This is a genomic window from Bradyrhizobium sp. ORS 111, from assembly GCF_045571485.1.
In the GTDB taxonomy this organism is placed as follows: Bacteria; Pseudomonadota; Alphaproteobacteria; order Rhizobiales; family Xanthobacteraceae; genus Bradyrhizobium.
Window position 1 is genome coordinate 6,892,744 of record NZ_CP120701.1, and the last position, 16,228, is coordinate 6,908,971.

At 64.7% G+C, this 16,228-nt stretch carries 14 protein-coding genes; 11 read left to right on the forward strand and 3 right to left on the reverse strand.

The genetic code is table 11. The features are described from left to right. The first annotated feature begins 96 nt into the window (after nt 1-96). The 6 genes from ileS (at nt 97) to arfB (ending at nt 8,266) form a co-directional block, all read left to right on the forward strand. On the forward strand, nt 97-3,096 hold the full coding sequence (gene ileS / locus P6U30_RS31740; protein WP_407166690.1) for an isoleucine--tRNA ligase: 3,000 nt from the start codon (nt 97-99) through the stop codon (nt 3,094-3,096). Nucleotides 3,097-3,258: 162 nt separating this feature from the next. Next, a complete protein-coding gene (lspA, locus tag P6U30_RS31745) occupies nt 3,259-3,756 on the forward strand; it encodes a signal peptidase II (protein ID WP_407166691.1) in 498 nt (165 codons plus the stop codon). A gap of 102 nt (nt 3,757-3,858) precedes the next feature. Continuing rightward, nucleotides 3,859-4,590 (forward strand): hypothetical protein, encoded by a 732-nt coding sequence (locus tag P6U30_RS31750; protein ID WP_407166692.1) that lies wholly within the window; start codon nt 3,859-3,861, stop codon nt 4,588-4,590. A gap of 151 nt (nt 4,591-4,741) precedes the next feature. Beyond that, the gene (locus P6U30_RS31755; protein WP_407166693.1) at nt 4,742-6,133 is read left to right on the forward strand and encodes a M16 family metallopeptidase; all 1,392 of its coding nucleotides are present in this window, start codon (nt 4,742-4,744) and stop codon (nt 6,131-6,133) included. Beyond that, nucleotides 6,130-7,500, forward strand: coding sequence for a M16 family metallopeptidase (locus tag P6U30_RS31760; RefSeq protein ID WP_407166694.1), 1,371 nt, complete (start codon nt 6,130-6,132; stop codon nt 7,498-7,500). The genes P6U30_RS31755 and P6U30_RS31760 overlap by 4 nt, the downstream gene beginning before the upstream one ends. Before the next feature lie 346 nt (nt 7,501-7,846). Next, complete coding sequence (gene arfB, locus P6U30_RS31765; protein ID WP_407166695.1) at nt 7,847-8,266, forward strand: alternative ribosome rescue aminoacyl-tRNA hydrolase ArfB; 420 nt, start codon at nt 7,847-7,849, stop codon at nt 8,264-8,266. 155 nt (nt 8,267-8,421) lie between these two features. Here arfB and P6U30_RS31770 read toward each other — a convergent pair whose 3' ends face one another. After that, nucleotides 8,422-8,730: a hypothetical protein gene (locus P6U30_RS31770; protein WP_407166696.1), complete on the reverse strand. Its 309-nt coding sequence runs from the start codon at nt 8,728-8,730 to the stop codon at nt 8,422-8,424. A 398-nt stretch (nt 8,731-9,128) separates the two neighbouring features. Between P6U30_RS31770 and P6U30_RS31775 the strand changes: the two genes are divergently transcribed. From P6U30_RS31775 to P6U30_RS31790, 4 genes are read left to right on the forward strand one after another with little or no spacing between them, the layout of a single operon-like run. Next, nucleotides 9,129-9,449 carry a c-type cytochrome gene (locus P6U30_RS31775; protein ID WP_407170588.1) on the forward strand — a complete coding sequence of 107 codons (321 nt, stop codon included), beginning with the start codon at nt 9,129-9,131 and terminating at the stop codon, nt 9,447-9,449. Next, a complete protein-coding gene (locus P6U30_RS31780; RefSeq protein WP_407166697.1) occupies nt 9,450-9,845 on the forward strand; it encodes a VOC family protein in 396 nt (131 codons plus the stop codon). It abuts the gene before it with no gap. 39 nt (nt 9,846-9,884) lie between these two features. Then, the gene (locus tag P6U30_RS31785; RefSeq protein WP_407166698.1) at nt 9,885-10,433 is read left to right on the forward strand and encodes a gluconate 2-dehydrogenase subunit 3 family protein; all 549 of its coding nucleotides are present in this window, start codon (nt 9,885-9,887) and stop codon (nt 10,431-10,433) included. A 27-nt stretch (nt 10,434-10,460) separates the two neighbouring features. Continuing rightward, nucleotides 10,461-12,029 carry a GMC family oxidoreductase gene (locus P6U30_RS31790; RefSeq protein WP_407166699.1) on the forward strand — a complete coding sequence of 523 codons (1,569 nt, stop codon included), beginning with the start codon at nt 10,461-10,463 and terminating at the stop codon, nt 12,027-12,029. Between the two features lie 279 nt (nt 12,030-12,308). Here P6U30_RS31790 and P6U30_RS31795 read toward each other — a convergent pair whose 3' ends face one another. Beyond that, nucleotides 12,309-12,620 (reverse strand): ribbon-helix-helix domain-containing protein, encoded by a 312-nt coding sequence (locus tag P6U30_RS31795; protein WP_407166700.1) that lies wholly within the window; start codon nt 12,618-12,620, stop codon nt 12,309-12,311. Between the two features lie 231 nt (nt 12,621-12,851). On the opposite strand from P6U30_RS31795, the gene mutL reads away from it, so the two are divergent. Next, nucleotides 12,852-14,666, forward strand: coding sequence for a DNA mismatch repair endonuclease MutL (gene mutL / locus P6U30_RS31800; protein WP_407170589.1), 1,815 nt, complete (start codon nt 12,852-12,854; stop codon nt 14,664-14,666). A gap of 658 nt (nt 14,667-15,324) precedes the next feature. Here mutL and rsmD read toward each other — a convergent pair. Continuing rightward, entirely contained in the window at nt 15,325-15,888 is a 564-nt protein-coding gene (gene rsmD / locus P6U30_RS31805; RefSeq protein ID WP_407166701.1) for a 16S rRNA (guanine(966)-N(2))-methyltransferase RsmD, read from the reverse strand. Nucleotides 15,889-16,228 lie beyond the last annotated feature (340 nt).

Here is a 16,228-nt window from a genome sequence, read left to right on the forward strand (position 1 = left end):
GCCTGAGCTTGAAGGCTCGGCGCAAGACCGGGACTTCGTCGTTTCACCCGCGATTGATCGCGTATCCGCGCCCGCACCTGCCAAATCAGAGCCTTCATGTCCGACAAGCCGCAAAAGACCGCTACTGCCGACTATTCAAAGACCCTTTATCTGCCGCAGACGGATTTCCCGATGCGCGCCGGCCTGCCGCAGCGCGAGCCGGAAATCCTGAACTACTGGAACGAGATCGGCCTCTACGAAAAGCTGCGCCAGAGCGCCCAGGGCCGCGCCAAGTTCGTGCTGCATGACGGCCCGCCCTATGCCAACGGCAACATCCATATCGGGCACGCGCTGAACAAGATCCTCAAGGACGTCGTGACCAAGAGCCAGCAGATGCTCGGCTTCGACTCCAACTACGTGCCGGGCTGGGACTGCCACGGCCTGCCGATCGAATGGAAGATCGAGGAGGAGAACTACCGCTCCAAGGGCAAGCAGAAGCCGGACTTCCGCGATTCCACCGCAATGGTGGCATTCCGCAAGGAGTGCCGGGCCTATGCGACGCACTGGATCAACGTGCAGCGCGAGGAGTTCAAGCGGCTCGGCATCATCGGCGACTGGGACCACCCTTACGAGACGATGAGCTATCCGGCGGAAGCCCAGATCGCCCGCGAGCTGATGAAGTTCGCCGCCAACGGCACGCTCTATCGCGGCTCCAAGCCGGTGATGTGGAGCGTGGTCGAGAAGACTGCGCTCGCCGAGGCCGAGGTCGAGTACGAGGACCACACCTCGGATACGGTGTGGGTCAAGTTCCCAATCACCTCGCCGGCGCATGGCGCGCTGGCCAATGCCTCCGTCGTGATCTGGACCACCACGCCGTGGACGCTGCCCGGCAACCGCGCCATCTCGTTCTCGCCGAAGATCGCCTACGGCCTCTACAAGGTGACGGACGCGCCGGCGGACAATTGGGCGAAGACCGGCGATCTCCTGATCCTGGCCGACGCACTCGCCGCGGACGTGTTCAAGCAGGCGCGCGTCACGGCCTATGAGAAGGTGCGCGACATCCCCGGCGATACGCTGGATGCCGTGGAATGCGCTCATCCGCTGCGCGGATTTGGCGGCGGCTACGGGTTCACCGTGCCGCTGCTCGCCGGCGAGCATGTCACCGACGACACCGGTACCGGCTTCGTGCACACCGCGCCAAGCCACGGCCGTGAAGACTTCGACGTCTGGATGGCTCACACCCGCGACCTCGACGCCCGCGGCATCCCGACCGCGATCCCCTACACGGTCGACGAGAACGGCGCCTACACCGCGCAAGCTCCCGGCTTCACCGGCAAGCGCGTGCTCAACGACAAGGGCGAAAAGGGCGACGCCAACGACGCCGTGATCAAGGCCCTGATCGAGGCCGGCAAGCTGCTCGCGCGCGGCCGGCTGAAGCACCAGTATCCGCATTCCTGGCGCTCCAAGAAGCCGGTGATCTTCCGCAACACGCCGCAGTGGTTCATCGCGATGGACAAGGACATCGCCACGAACGGTCACGCCCGGAAGGGCGACACGCTGCGCGCCCGCGCGCTGCATGCGATCTCGGTGACCCAATGGGTGCCGCCGGCCGGCGAAAACCGCATCAACGGCATGATCGCCAACCGCCCGGACTGGGTGATCTCGCGCCAGCGCGCCTGGGGCGTGCCGATCGCCGTGTTCGTGCGCGAGAAGGCCGACGGCTCCGCCGAGATTCTGCAAGACGAAGTCGTGAACCAGCGCATCATCGAGGCCTTCATGCAGGAAGGCGCCGACGCCTGGTACATGGAAGGCGCCCGCGTGCGCTTCCTCGGGCCGCGCGCGAGCGAGGACTGGAAGAAGATCGACGACATCCTCGACGTCTGGTTCGATTCCGGCTCGACGCACGCCTTCGTGCTGGAGGACCGCCAGAACTTCCCGACGCTCGGCCACATCGCGCGCAAGGTCGATGGCGGCAACGACACCGTGATGTATCTGGAGGGAAGCGACCAGCATCGCGGCTGGTTCCACTCCTCGCTGCTGGAGAGCGCCGGCACCCGCGGCCGCGCACCCTACGACATCGTGCTCACCCACGGCTTCACGCTCGACGAGAACGGCCGCAAGATGTCGAAGTCGCTCGGCAACACCGTCGAGCCGCAGAAGGTCATCAAGGATTCCGGCGCCGATATTCTGCGTCTGTGGGTCTGCGCCACCGACTACGCCGACGACCAGCGCATCGGCCCCGAGATCCTGAAGAACACCATCGAGACCTATCGCAAGCTGCGCAACACGATCCGCTGGATGCTCGGCACGCTGCACCACTTCAAGCAAGCCGAGAGGGTCGCCGATGCCGACATGCCCGAGCTCGAGCGGCTGATGCTGCACGAGCTCGCCAGCCAGGCCGAGACCGTCCGCAAGGCCTATGCCGAATTCGACTACAAGACCGTGGTCGCAAGCCTCTCAGCCTTCATGAACGCCGAGTTGTCGGCCTTCTATTTCGATATCCGCAAGGACACGCTGTATTGCGATCCGCCGTCCTCAGTGGCGCGCAAGGCCGCGCTGACCACGATCGATACGCTGTGCGATGCGATCCTGAAGTGGCTGGCCCCGGTGCTGAGCTTCACGACCGACGAAGCCTGGCGGATGTATCGCCCGAAGGCCGAGCCGTCGGTGCACCTGACCCAGTTCCCGGACGGTCTCGAGCAGTTCCGCGACGACAAGCTCGCCGCGAAGTGGGAGGCGATCCGCAACGTGCGCCGCGTCGTCACCGGCGCGCTCGAGCTCGAACGCGCGGCCAAGAAGATCGGCTCGTCGCTAGAAGCGTCGCCGGTTATCTACGTCGCCGACAGGGACATGCTGGCAACGCTGTTCGACGTCGACCTGGCCGAAGTCTGCATCACCTCGAACTATGAGGTGCGCGAAGGCGAGGCGCCGACCAGCGCGTTCCGTCTCGATGGCGTGCCCGGCGTCGCCGTGGTGGTCGAGAAGGCAGTCGGCACCAAATGCGCGCGCTCGTGGAAGATCCTGCCCGATGTCGGCGCCGATCCTGAATATCCCGATGTCTCGCCGCGCGACGCGCAGGCGCTGCGCGAGTGGAAGGCCTTGGGGGTCAGCGTCTGATATCCATCCATCGTCGTCCCTGCGAAAGCAGGGACCCATAACCACCGGCCTTCGATGTGAACCGCTATCAATGACCCCGAGCCCTTCAAACAACATCCGCCGGTGGCTATGGATCCCCGCGTTCGCGGGGACGACAGGGTGTTACGTGGCGGCGGCCTGCCAATGACCTCTCCGCTCCGCGCCGGCGTGCTCGCGGCGATCGCAACCCTGATCGCCGATCAGGCCTCGAAGCTCTGGCTGCTGCACGGGCTCGACATCGCCCACAACGGCGCCGTGTCGGTGACGCCATTCTTCGACCTGGTGCTCGCCATGAATCCCGGGATCAGCTTCGGCTGGTTCCAGAGCGAGAGCCCCACGGCCCAGATCGTCCTGATGGCGGTGAAGGCGGCGGCGGTGATCGCGCTGGCGATCTGGATGGCGCGGTCGCGAACCTGGCTTGCCACTGTGGCGCTTGGCCTCATCATCGGCGGCGCCATCGGCAACGGGATCGACCGCCTCGCCTACGGCGCCGTGGTCGATTTTGCCCTGTTTCACGTCCAGATCGGCGCGAAAACCTTCAGTTGGTACGTCTTTAACCTCGCCGATGTAGCCATCGTTGTCGGCGTGGCAGCGCTATTGTATGATTCGCTGTTGGGGGTACCCGCCGCAAAAGCGCCCTGATCCCGGCCGATAGGAGCCGGTCGGCGATAGACCAGCAGCATGCGCGGAACTGTGCCTAAGCCAGTGAACGCTTTGCCGAATTTTTCAGATGGGAAGAGCGCGATGCGCAACATCAGAGCCCGCGATTACCTGATCCAGACGTCCCGGCCGGCGCTGCTGCGCGGCCTGCATCTGGCGCTCGTCGCAGCCGGGATCGGCCTTGTCATGATGACGGGCCCGGTGCGCGCCGGTGATGGTGACGATGACGGCGACGACGGGCTGACCTTCGAGGAGCGGATCATCGACAATTTGATGACCGGTCTGGGCGCCAAGAGTGCCGCCAGCAAGGGCATCGATTATCGCGAACGCTCTCCATTGGTGGTTCCGCCGAACCTTGACCTGCCACCGCCGGCCTCCGCCGCGCAGGCCAACGCGCCGAACTGGCCGAAGGACCCCGATATCGCCAAGCGCAAGGCCATGATCGAGGCGCGCAAGAAGGAGGTCAAGAAAGAGCCGTGGCAGGAGGCTGTGCCGCTGACCCAGGCCGAGATCGAGGCCGGCCGAAAGCAGCAGACGGCGACCGACAGCAGCAAGGAACCGATCGAGCCCGGCGTGACCAAGAATCCGTCGCTGATGCCGGACCAGCTCGGCTATACCGGCGGCCTGCTCGGCATGTTCAAGGGGAACAGCAGCGAGTCCAAACCGTTCAAGGGTGAGCCGACCCGCGAGTCCTTGACCGAGCCGCCTCCGGGTTACCAGACGCCATCATCGGGCTATGCCTATGGCACAGGGCCGCAGAAGCCGATGGCGAAAGAGGGCCAGTACGACGTTATGACCGGAAAGCCGGTCCAATAATTACGTGGCCTCGGCCACTGGGCCTCACATGAGCAAAGCTTAATGCGGCGTGGCGCTTGTCTCTCCGCTTCGTGACGGACGGCACGGGCAGTCCCGTGTACGATGCCGTGCTTTCGCGCCCCGACCATATGTCCGGGCTGCCATAAGGATCATGATGCCCTCACGTAGATCGATCGCGCTTCTCGCGGCCACGCTCATTTCCACCATCTCGCTGCCGGGCGGCGGCCTCCGCGCCCAGACCACCGTCACCTCGGAACGTCCGGCCAGCTTCACGCTCGGCAACGGCCTGCAGGTCGTGGTGATCCCTGATCACCGCACGCCCGTCGTCACGCAGATGATCTGGTACAAGGTCGGCTCCGCCGACGAGACGCCGGGCAAATCCGGACTCGCGCATTTCCTCGAACACCTGATGTTCAAGGGCACCGCCAAGCACCCGGCCGGGGAGTTTTCCCAGACCGTGCTGCGGGTTGGCGGCAATGAGAACGCGTTCACCTCGTTCGACTACACCGGCTACTTCCAGCGCGTGCCGCGCGACCAGCTTCCCACCATGATGGAGTTCGAGGCCGACCGCATGACCGGCCTGATCCTCAAGGACGAGAACGTGCTGCCCGAGCGCGATGTCGTGCTGGAGGAATACAACATGCGCGTCGCCAACAATCCCGATGCGCGGTTGACCGAGCAGATCATGGCCGCGCTCTATCTCAACCATCCCTATGGTCGCCCGGTGATCGGCTGGCACCAGGAGATCGAAAAGCTCGACCGCGAGGATGCGCTCGCCTTCTACAAGCGGTTCTACGCGCCGAACAACGCGATCCTGATCATCGCCGGCGACGTCGACGTCAAGGATGTCCGCCCGCTGGTGGAAAAGAACTTCGGCCCGATCCCGGCTCAGCGCGCCATCGCCGAGAAGCGCATCCGGCCGCAGGAGCCGATACCCGCGGCGCTGCGCACCGTCACGCTGTCCGATCCGCGCGTCGAGCAGCCGAGCCTGCGCCGCTACTATCTGGTGCCGTCGGCGACGACGGCAGCGGCCGGCGAAAGCCCCGCGCTCGATGTGCTCGCGCAGCTCATGGGCGGCGGCAACAACTCCTATCTCTACCGCTCGCTGGTGATCGACCAGGGACTGGCGATCAGCACCGGGGCGGGCTACCAGGGCACGGCACTCGATCCGTCCCAGTTCTCGATCTCGGTGACGCCGAAGTCCGGTGTCGAATTCGCGCAGATCGAGGAAGCGATCGACAACGTGATCGCCGATCTTGCGCGGAACACCGCGAAGGCCGAGGACCTCGAACGGGTCAAGACCCAGCTCATCGCGGAAGCGATCTACGCCCAGGACAATCAGGCGACGCTGGCGCGCTGGTACGGCGGGGCGCTGACCACGGGGCTGAGCATCGACGACATCAGGACCTGGCCGGACCGCATCCGCGCCGTCACCGCCGAGCAGGTGCGCGCCGCCGCGGCCAAGTGGCTCGACAAGAAGCGGTCGGTCACCGGCTATTTGATCAAGGATACTGCGCCGAAACGCGAGGAGAAGCGCTCGTGACATATTCCATCACCCGACGCGCCGCTCTGATCGGCAGCGCTTGCGCTGCGATGCTGGCGCTGTCGTCCGCGCCCTCGCAGGCTGCGGCCAAGATCCAGCGCGTGGTCTCGCCCGGCGGCATCGAAGCCTGGTTCGTGCAGGACGCCACGGTGCCCCTGGTGGCGATGGAATATGCCTTCAGCGGCGGTGCAAGCCAGGATCCGTCGGCCAAGCCCGGCGTCGCCAACCTGGTCGCGGACCTGCTCGATGAAGGCTCCGGCGATCTGGATTCCAAGACCTATCATGAGCGGCTCGACCGCCGTGCCATCGAGCTCAGCTTCCAGGCGACGCGCGATCACTTCCGCGGCTCGCTCCGCATGCTCAAGGACAACAAGGACGAGGCCTACGACCTGTTGCGGATGGCGCTGACCTCACCGCACTTCGAGCCGTCCGACGTCGAACGCATCCGCGCTCAGGTGATCTCGACGCTGCGCCGTGAATCGACCAATCCGTCCTCGCTGGCCGGCCGCAAGTTCCTCGAAGTCGCGTTCGGCGATCATCCCTACGGCAAGGTCGCCACCGGCACCCTCGAGAGCGTGCCGAAGATCGAGATATCGGACCTGAAGGATTACGCGCGCCGCGTCATCGCCAAGGATACGCTGCACGTCGCCGTGGTCGGCGACGTCGATCCCGACACGCTCGGCAAGCTGCTCGACAAGACCTTCGGCGGCCTGCCGGCCAAGGCCGAGCTGACCCCTGTTCCGGATGTCATGGCGACCAAGCCGCCGCAACGCGCCTTCGTCCCGCTCGACGTGCCGCAAACGGTCGTCACCTTCGGCGGGCCCGGCATCAACAGGCACGATCCGGACTTCATGGCGGCCTATGTGGTGAACCACATCCTCGGCGGCGGCGGCCTGTCGTCGCGGCTCTACAAGGAGGTGCGCGAAAAGCGCGGCCTCGCCTATTCGATCTATGAAGCGCTGATCTGGATGGATCACTCGGCGCTGTTCATCGGCAACACCGGCACCCGTGCCGACCGCGCCGGCGAGACCGTCGACGCGCTCGAGGCCGAGGTCCGCCGGATTGCCGAGGTAGGCCCGACGCAGCAGGAGCTGGACGAGGCGAAGTCCTATCTGAAGGGCTCACAGATGCTCGCGCTCGACACCTCCTCCAAGCTGGCACAGGCGATGTTGCAGTATCAGCTCGACAAGCTGCCGATCGACTACATCGAGAAGCGCAACGCCATCGTCGATGCAGTGACGCTCGAGGATACCAAGCGGGTCGCGAAGAAGCTTTGGGGCGACGGTCTGCTCACCGTGATCGTCGGCCGCGCCCCACAGGCCGCAGCCCAGCCGGCCGCCGCGACGCCGCCATTGAAAGCGAACTGAGGCGCTTCACGGCGCGCGTCGGTTTTTCCACGCGCACTTCCTTTGTGGCCACCCCTCTCCCCAACCCTCCCCCGCAAGGGGGGAGGGAGCCCATCTGCCAGTGCGTCCCTGACTGGTCCGAGTACGAGACGCCGACTGCTGGAGGCTGGGACGAGGGGAGTCGGTGACCCGACGTGAGGTGAGCACGCGTCTCAGGCTCCCTCCCCCCTTGTGGGGGAGGGTTGGGGAGAGGGGTAAGCCACACACTCGGTCCAAACGTCGCGAACGTCACATCCACGCAGGCCAAGCACGCGCGACCCAAACCCGCTATCCTGCGCGCGCCGATTCTTCCTCACCGGATGATGCCATGCTGCGGGTGTCCCGCGACCTCTCGATCGACGAGAACGACATCGAGATTGTCTTTGTCCGCGCCTCCGGTCCGGGCGGACAGAACGTCAACAAGGTCTCGACCGCAGCCCAGCTCCGCTTCGACACGCGCAAGATCGCGCTGCCGCCGGATGCCGCGCAGCGGCTGGCACGACTCGCCGGCAGCCGCATGACCAAGGACGGCGTGATCGTGATCCAGGCCTATCGCTTCCGGACCCAGGAGCGAAATCGAGCCGATGCGATCGAGCGGCTGATCGAGATGTTGAAGGAGGCGTTGGTGCGGCCGACGCCGCGGCGCCCGACCAAGCCGACGCTCGGCTCCAAGCAGCGCCGGCTCGAAGGCAAGAAGCGGCGCAGCGACATCAAGGCGCGTCGCGGCGTCCGCGGCTTCGACGATTGAACGGCGCGCGACCGGATGCAGCGCACGCGAGGCGCGCTGCATCCAATGATCGTGCGCCAAGACGTGATGCGACCCGGATCAATCGTCATCACGTTTCGGCTTCGTGCTCAGGCAAGATCTTTTCGAAAGACCGCTAAACACCCTTGGAGCATGCTTTAGTACTTCTTGGTTCCCGGCGCCGTAGCCCCGGAACCCGTCGCCTTGTGTCCAGTGCTGCCGGCACCCACGGTGCCGCGGGTGCCGCTCTTGGCGGTGGCACCGCCCTTCGCGGTCCCCGCACCCGCCTGCGCGTTGAGATCTTCGTCGGCAGCACCAGCGCCCGATGGTGCGCCCTGCATCGCGCCGGGGCTGCGCTGCATGCCGGCGCCGGTCTGGCTCTGGGTCGACATACCCTGTGCCAGTGCCGAGCCGGCAAAAAGTGCCGACACAGCAAACGCGACCGCGAATGTCTTCGCTGATTTCATCCATTGCTCCTGGATTTTGCTCGCGCGGAATGGTTCGGCGGGTCTCGGCGCCGTCTGCTGCGCCGCACCTATCCCTTGCGCGTATTGACGATATCGCAAACGACGCGTGCGCCATGCAAACTGCGTCGTGTGGAGATCGTGCAGGATTTTCGCGGCCATTTCGCGGAATTGCGCTTCACATATGCGGCGCGATCGGCGCCGTCGCCATCTTCTTGTCGTCTCGCCGACAAGCGGGCCGCGCTTTGTTCGCGTGAAACAGCCGGCTACTACCACCGCCCATTCGCTGCGCCCTACAGTCTGCACGACGCGTGGGAACGACGGCGATGCGGCATTCGGGGCGGATCATCGGATTGGGATTTTGCAGCGCGTTGCTTGCAGTGCAGATCGCGGCTGCGCAGATGCCCCTGCCCGTGGCCAAGCCACCCGATGGACCGACGCTGTTCAAGCAGCAATGCGCAACATGCCACACCACCAACACCACTGATCCCGTCCGGCAAGGGCCGTCGCTCTACAAGGTCATCGGCCGCCACGCCGGCAAGGCTGACGGCTTCAAATATTCCGCGGGCTTCGCGCAGGCCGACTTCGTCTGGGACGACACAAGGCTTGATGCCTGGCTGACCAATCCGCAAGCGGTGGTCCCCGGCGCCGTGATGGCCTACCGGCAGGCCAAGCCCGAGATCCGCGCCATGATCATCGCCTATCTGAAGGAGCTGAACTGAATGGCGAAACCCGTGCACTCGATGATCCGCGTGTTCGACGAGGCGAAATCGCTCGACTTCTACAAGCGCGCCTTCGGCCTCGCGATCGCAGACAATCTGAGGTTTCGCGATTTCGCACTGATCTATCTGCGCCATCCTTCCTCGCCCTTCGAGGTCGAGCTCACCGTAAATTTTGATCGCAAGGAACCCTACGCGCTCGGCGACGGCTACGGCCATCTCGCCGTCGTCGTCGACGACGTCGATGCCGAGCACGCGCGCTTCGAGAAGGAGAAACTGTCGCCCGGGCCGCTGCGCGACTTCAAGCATGACGGCAACACGCTGGCGCGGTTCTTCTTCGTCTCCGATCCCGACGGCTACAAGATCGAGGTGATCCAGCGCGGCGGACGGTTCGGTTAGTGCACGACAACCACACGATAAAAATCTACGGAGGAACGCATGAGAGAAATCGATCGACGCAGCAAGTACGACCGGCGAGTGTTTCTCAAGGGCGCGGCCGCAACCGCACCGGCGGTCGCGATCGCGACCTCGACGGGGCTTGGCGTCGCCGATGCGTGGGCCGGCGACGCATCGACGCTGACGCCGGCGACGATGAAGACCTTGCTCAGGATGGCGCGCGACATCTATCCGCACGACATCCTCGCCGACAGCTACTACATCACGGCGGTCAAGCCATGGGACGGCAAGGCGGCAAAGGACCCGGCCGTGAAGTCGCTGATCAATGACGGCGTCGCCAGGCTCGACCAGGAGGCCAACGAACGTCACAAGATGCCTTATGTGCAGGTCGCCTGGGAGAACGACCGGGTCGCGCTGCTGCAGCGGATCGAGCATAGCGACTTCTTCCAGAAGATCCGCGGCGACCTCATCGTCTCGCTCTACAACCAGAAGGAGGTTTGGCCGAAATTCGGTTACGAGGGCTCCTCCGCCGAGTATGGCGGCTACATCAAGCGCGGCTTCGCCGACATCGACTGGCTGCCCAAGGCCTAGGCGCCAGCAACGAAGGGGAGGAACATCATGGCAAAATTCGATTTGAACGACAGCGGCGTGGTCGTGATCGTCGGCTCCGGTGCCGGTGGCGGAACGCTCGGCAACGAATTGGCGCAGAAAGGCGTCAAGGTCGTGATCCTGGAAGCCGGCCCGCGCATCGAGAATCAGGATTTCATCAATGACGAATGGGACAGCTTCAGCCAGCTCGCCTGGTCGGACATGCGCACGACGTCCGGAAGCTGGCGCGTCCACAAGGACTTTCCGAACATTCCGGCCTGGATCGTCAAGGCGGTCGGCGGCTCGACCATCCACTGGGCGGGCGCCTCGCTGCGCTTCGACGAGCACGAATTCAGGATCAAGTCGGCCTACGGCAACATCCCCGGCGCCAACCTGCTGGATTGGCCGATCACGCTCGCCGAGATGGAGCCGTACTACGCCAAGGCCGAAGACAAGATGGGCGTGACGCGGACCAACGGCATCCCGGGATTGCCCGGCAACAATAATTTCAAGGTGCTGGAGGCCGGCGCGAAGAGGCTCGGCTACCAGGAAGTCCATACCGGACGGATGGCGATCAACAGCCAGCCGCGCGATGGCCGCGGATCCTGCCAGCAGATCGGCTTCTGCTTCCAGGGCTGCAAGTCCGGCGCCAAATGGTCGACGCTCTACACGGAGATTCCGAAGGGCGAGGCGACCGGCAATCTCGAGGTGCGCCCGAGCAGCATGGTGATCAAGATCGAGCACGATCAATCCGGCAAGGTGACCGGCGTGGTCTATGCCGATGCCAGCGGCGCGATGCAGCGGCAGAAGGCCCGCGTGGTCGCGGTCGCCGGCAATTCGATCGAGAGCCCGCGGCTGCTGCTCAACAGCGCCTCGAACATGTTCCCGGACGGTCTCGCCAACTCATCCGGCCAGGTCGGCCGCAACTACATGCGGCACATGACTGGAAGCGTGTATGCGACCTTCGAGAAGTCGGTGCACATGTATCGCGGCACCACGATGGCCGGCATCATCCGCGACGAGGCGAAGAACGACCCGAAGCGCGGCTTTGTCGGCGGCTACGAAATGGAGACACTGTCGCTCGGCCTGCCGTTCATGGCGGCGTTCCTCAATCCCGGCGCATGGGGGCGCAGCTTCACCAGCGCGATGGAAGGCTATCCACGGATGGCCGGCATGTGGCTCGTCGGCGAGGACATGCCGCAGGAGACCAATCGCGTCACGTTGGATCCGAAGATCAAGGACAAGTTCGGCATGCCGGTTGCGAGCGTGCATTTCGACGATCATCCGAACGACATCGCGATGCGTGAGCACGCCTACAAGCAGGGTGCCGCCGTCTACGAAGCGGTCGGAGCCACCGTGACCTATCCCACTCCGCCCTATCCCTCGACCCACAACATGGGCACCAACCGGATGAGCGAGAAACCGCGGGACGGCGTGGTCAACAAGTTCGGCCAGAGCCACGACATCAAGAACCTGTTCATCTCTGACGGCAGCCAGTTCACGAGCGGCGCGGCCTGCAATCCGACGCTGACGATCGTGTCGCTGGCGATCCGCCAGGCCGACACCATCGCCGGCGCGATGCAGCGCAAGGAAATCTAAAGCGGATGAGTTTGGGTTGAATCGGTTTGCCGCGGCTTCGGTCCACCTCTCCCCGTCGGGGAGAGGTCGGATTGCGAAGCAATCCGGGTGAGGGCTTGGGCTCTCGATAGACCTTAACCCCTCACCCGATTTGCTGCGCAAATCGACCTCTCCCAAGGGAGAGGTGACCTCCGACACTGTTTTAGATCAACCTAATCCATGCGTGAGTTCCCTCTGAACTCAAGCGGCCTTGTCTTCCCTGGACAGGGCCGTCCTTTTTTGCGGGATGCGTGCGAGAACCTATTCGGCGGCGTCGAGAATAGGCTGCCCCTGAAATTCAGGAACCGTCATTGCACCCTGCGAGCGATAGATGAGACAGCAGCAGCGCAACAGCGAGGCGAAATTATTGACCTCGCCATGGTGGTTGAGGACTTCGTCGTAGAGCGTGGTGAGGAATTTCGCCAGGCTCATTCTCTCCTTCGCGGCAATCTCCTCCAGCGTGTCCCAGAACGACATTTCGAGCCGGATCGAGGTGCAATGGCCGCCGATCCGCAGCGACCGGGTCTGCGACTCATAATTGCGTTGCGGCTGGTGCGAGAACAAATGGCACATGGCTATCCTCCCAGTCGGATTATAATTTTTCTAAACGATATACCTGCGCGCCTGCCCCCACAATCGCCACGTAGGACGTACCCAACGGGACGACGAAGATCAGTGTCTTCAAGACGATAGGCCGGCTCCATCCCCAGCTAAAGGCAGGCATTCGCGTCCCACCCCATGCATTTGACGGCGCGTCCCTCTAGAATGCGCCAAGGCTCGAATCTCCCGCTGAACCCGACATCCATGCCCGTCCGCCAGCTTCCCGAACAGGTCGTCAACCGCATCGCTGCCGGCGAAGTGGTCGAACGACCCGCGAGCGTGGTCAAGGAGTTGGTGGAGAACGCGATCGATGCGGGCGCCAGCCGGATCGATATCTTCACCGATGGCGGCGGGCGGCGCCGGATCGGCATCACCGACGACGGCAGCGGCATGACGCGCAGCGATCTTGCGCTCGCGGTCGATCGTCATGCGACCTCCAAACTCGACGACGAGGATCTGCTCCGCATCCGCACGCTCGGATTCCGCGGCGAGGCGCTGCCGTCCATCGGCGCGGTCGCAAAGCTCGGCATCACTACGCGCCATGCCGGCGAGCCGCACGCCTGGTCGCTGTCGGTCGAAGGCGGCGAGAAGTCGGAGATCATGCCGGCGGCGCTCGGCCAGGGCACCCGCGTCGAGGTCAACGATCTGTTCTACGCGACGCCGGCGCGGCTGAAATTCCTCAAGACCGACCGCACCGAAGCGGAAGCGATCCGCGAGGTGGTGCGGCGCCTCGCGATGGCGCGGCCCGACGTCGCCTTTACGCTCGCGGGCGAGGAGCGTGCGCCGGTCACCTGGGCCGCAGCACTGCCGGGCGCCGCGGGTCGGCTGACGCGGCTCGGCGACATCCTTGGCGCGGACTTCCGCGGCTCTGCCATCGAGGTGCGCGCCGAGCGCGAGGGTGTCGTGGTCGAGGGCTTCGCCGCCGCGCCTTCACTCACCCGCGCCAATGCGCTCGGGCAATACCTGTTCGTCAACGGTCGCCCGGTGCGCGACAAGCTGATCCTCGGCGCGGTGCGCGCGGCCTATTCCGATTATCTCCCGCGCGACCGCCATCCGGTGGTGGCGCTGTTCGTGACCTGCAATCCGCAGGAGGTTGACGCCAATGTGCATCCGGCCAAGACCGAGGTGCGCTTCCGCAACGCTGGCCTGGTCCGCGCGCTGATCGTGCACGCCTTGAAGGATGGTCTCGCCCGCGAGGGCAAGCGCACCGCAGCCAACACCGATGGCGCGGCGCTGTCAGCATTTCGCCCTGCGTTCGCGCCGCCGCCCCGCCCGGGCAATTGGGACTGGCGCAGTTCACCGTCATTCCCGGTCAATCCGGTGCGCGCGTTCGATGGCGCGGCGACCACCTTCGCCGAGCCGGGACAGGCCGCCTTCGACGTCGGCGCGCCGACCGCCGATGTGCGCTTCGAGGCAGCGCCCGCGCCCGATCTGCTCGACCGTCCGCTCGGCGCCGCGCGGACGCAAATCCACGAGACCTACATCGTCTCGCAAACCCGCGACGGCCTCATCGTGGTGGACCAGCATGCCGCCCATGAGCGCATCGTCTATGAAAAGCTGAAGGCCTCGCTCGCGAAGAACGGCGTGCAACGGCAGATCCTGTTGATCCCCGAGATCGTCGAGCTCGATGAAGCCACCGTCGAGAAGCTGCTCGATCGCGCCGAGGAGCTTGCCTCATTCGGGCTCGCGATCGAGTCGTTCGGGCCGGGCGCCGTCGCCGTGCGCGAGACGCCCTCGCTGCTCGGCAAGACCAATGCGGCCGGCCTGTTGCGCGATCTCGCCGAGCACATGGCGGAGTGGGACGAGGCGCTGCCGCTCGAGCGGCGCCTGATGCATGTCGCCGCCACCATGGCCTGCCACGGCTCGGTCCGCGCCGGCCGGCGGCTCAAGCCGGAAGAGATGAACGCGCTGCTGCGCGAGATGGAAGACACGCCGAACTCCGGCCAGTGCAACCATGGCCGCCCGACCTATGTCGAATTGAAGCTCAGCGATATCGAGAAGCTGTTCGGGCGGAGGTAGCCGCCATACATTCCGTCGTCCCGGGCAAGCCAACGGGTCGCGCGAACGCGCGCCCGATGACAGGCTCCGCGCGACCCGGGACCCATAACCACCGATCTCTCCTTCGAGAGAGGCTGGAGCCACAGCGCGCTTCCGCAATGCACATTCGTGGTTATGGGTCCCGGCTTTCGCAGGGACGACAGCGAGTGTGTTGCACGACCGGTGAGTCAAATATCCGCATTCTCGCGACACGATTGGCGTTAGGGACGCGCCGGCTTTCGCCTCAACGAGGCCAGCGTGCATCGCGGCGAGCGCGAGATCATCGCGCGGGATTAGCTTCATCGTTCATCACGCCGCGTCCGCCGCATAATCATCTGTCGTCCCTGCGAAAGCAGGGACCCATATGCCGTGGCTTGCGTTGTTAGCGGGACTTGTCGTTCCAGCATCGTGCAACAAACAGCGTTTGTGGTTATGGGTCCCTGCTTTCGCACTAGGGCATCTACATGTCTTCCGGAGTCTTCTCAACGACTTAGCTTAGCAACGCAGAGAAACGCCGCACTTTTGCTAAGCTCTGCTCGCGAAATGGCGTCATCAGTGGCAAGCAAGTCCTTGATCGAGAGTCACTTTTCGGTCCGGAAAAGATGTGTAGATGCCCTAGTGCTTTCGCAGGGACGACAGATCAAGGCGCGATGACAGCTCGCAAAAACACGAACTCCGTGTCGTCATAGGCACGCCGCTCGAGCTCCTCAAAACCTTCGGGCGCCGCGAACGCCGCGGCCTTCGCTTCCTCCACCACCAGGAGCGCGCCCGGCATCAGCCAGCCGCCGTCGCGCAACGAGGCGAGTGCTTTCTCCGCCAGCCCCTTGCCGTAGGGCGGATCAAGGAACACCAGCGAGAACGGTTCGACCGGATGCGCCGGGCCGAGATCGGTGGCATCGCGGCGGTAGACTTTCGTGACACCGCCAAGCCCCAGCGTCTCGACGTTGTTGCGCAACAGCGCGCGCGCCTCCGCACCGTTGTCGACGAACAGCGTGAACTTTGCCCCACGGGAGACCGCCTCGATGCCGAGCGCACCGGTGCCGGCGAACAGGTCGAGCACACGCGCGTCCAGAATCGGATTGTCGTAGGCGTGGATGAGGATGTTGAACACGGACTCGCGCAACCGGTCCGCAGTCGGGCGGATCTCTCGGCCCGACGGCGCGGCCAGATTGCGGCCCTTCAGTCGTCCGCCAACAACACGCATTAGACTGCCCCGACCTCAGCCACGCGCGCGGTAGGCTCCCCTCCCCACAAGGGGCAGGGCAATCGCATATGGCGTCTGCGGAGGTTGTCCGCGGGCTCCCTTCGCCTCTCCCGCTTGCGGGGGAGGCCGACGCGTGCGCAGCGCGCGGCGGGTGGGGGCTCCCTCCACGAGACGACTCGCGGAGAGAACCCCCACCCCAGCCCTCCCCCGCAAGCGGGAGAGGGAGCCGACTGCCGATGCCGTTGCGACTCGAATCTCATATGCGATTGCCTGCCCTTTCAGGGGGAGGGAACGCAGCCTTCGGTCTAAGACCGCAGAAAGAAATGCGACGCGCATCGGA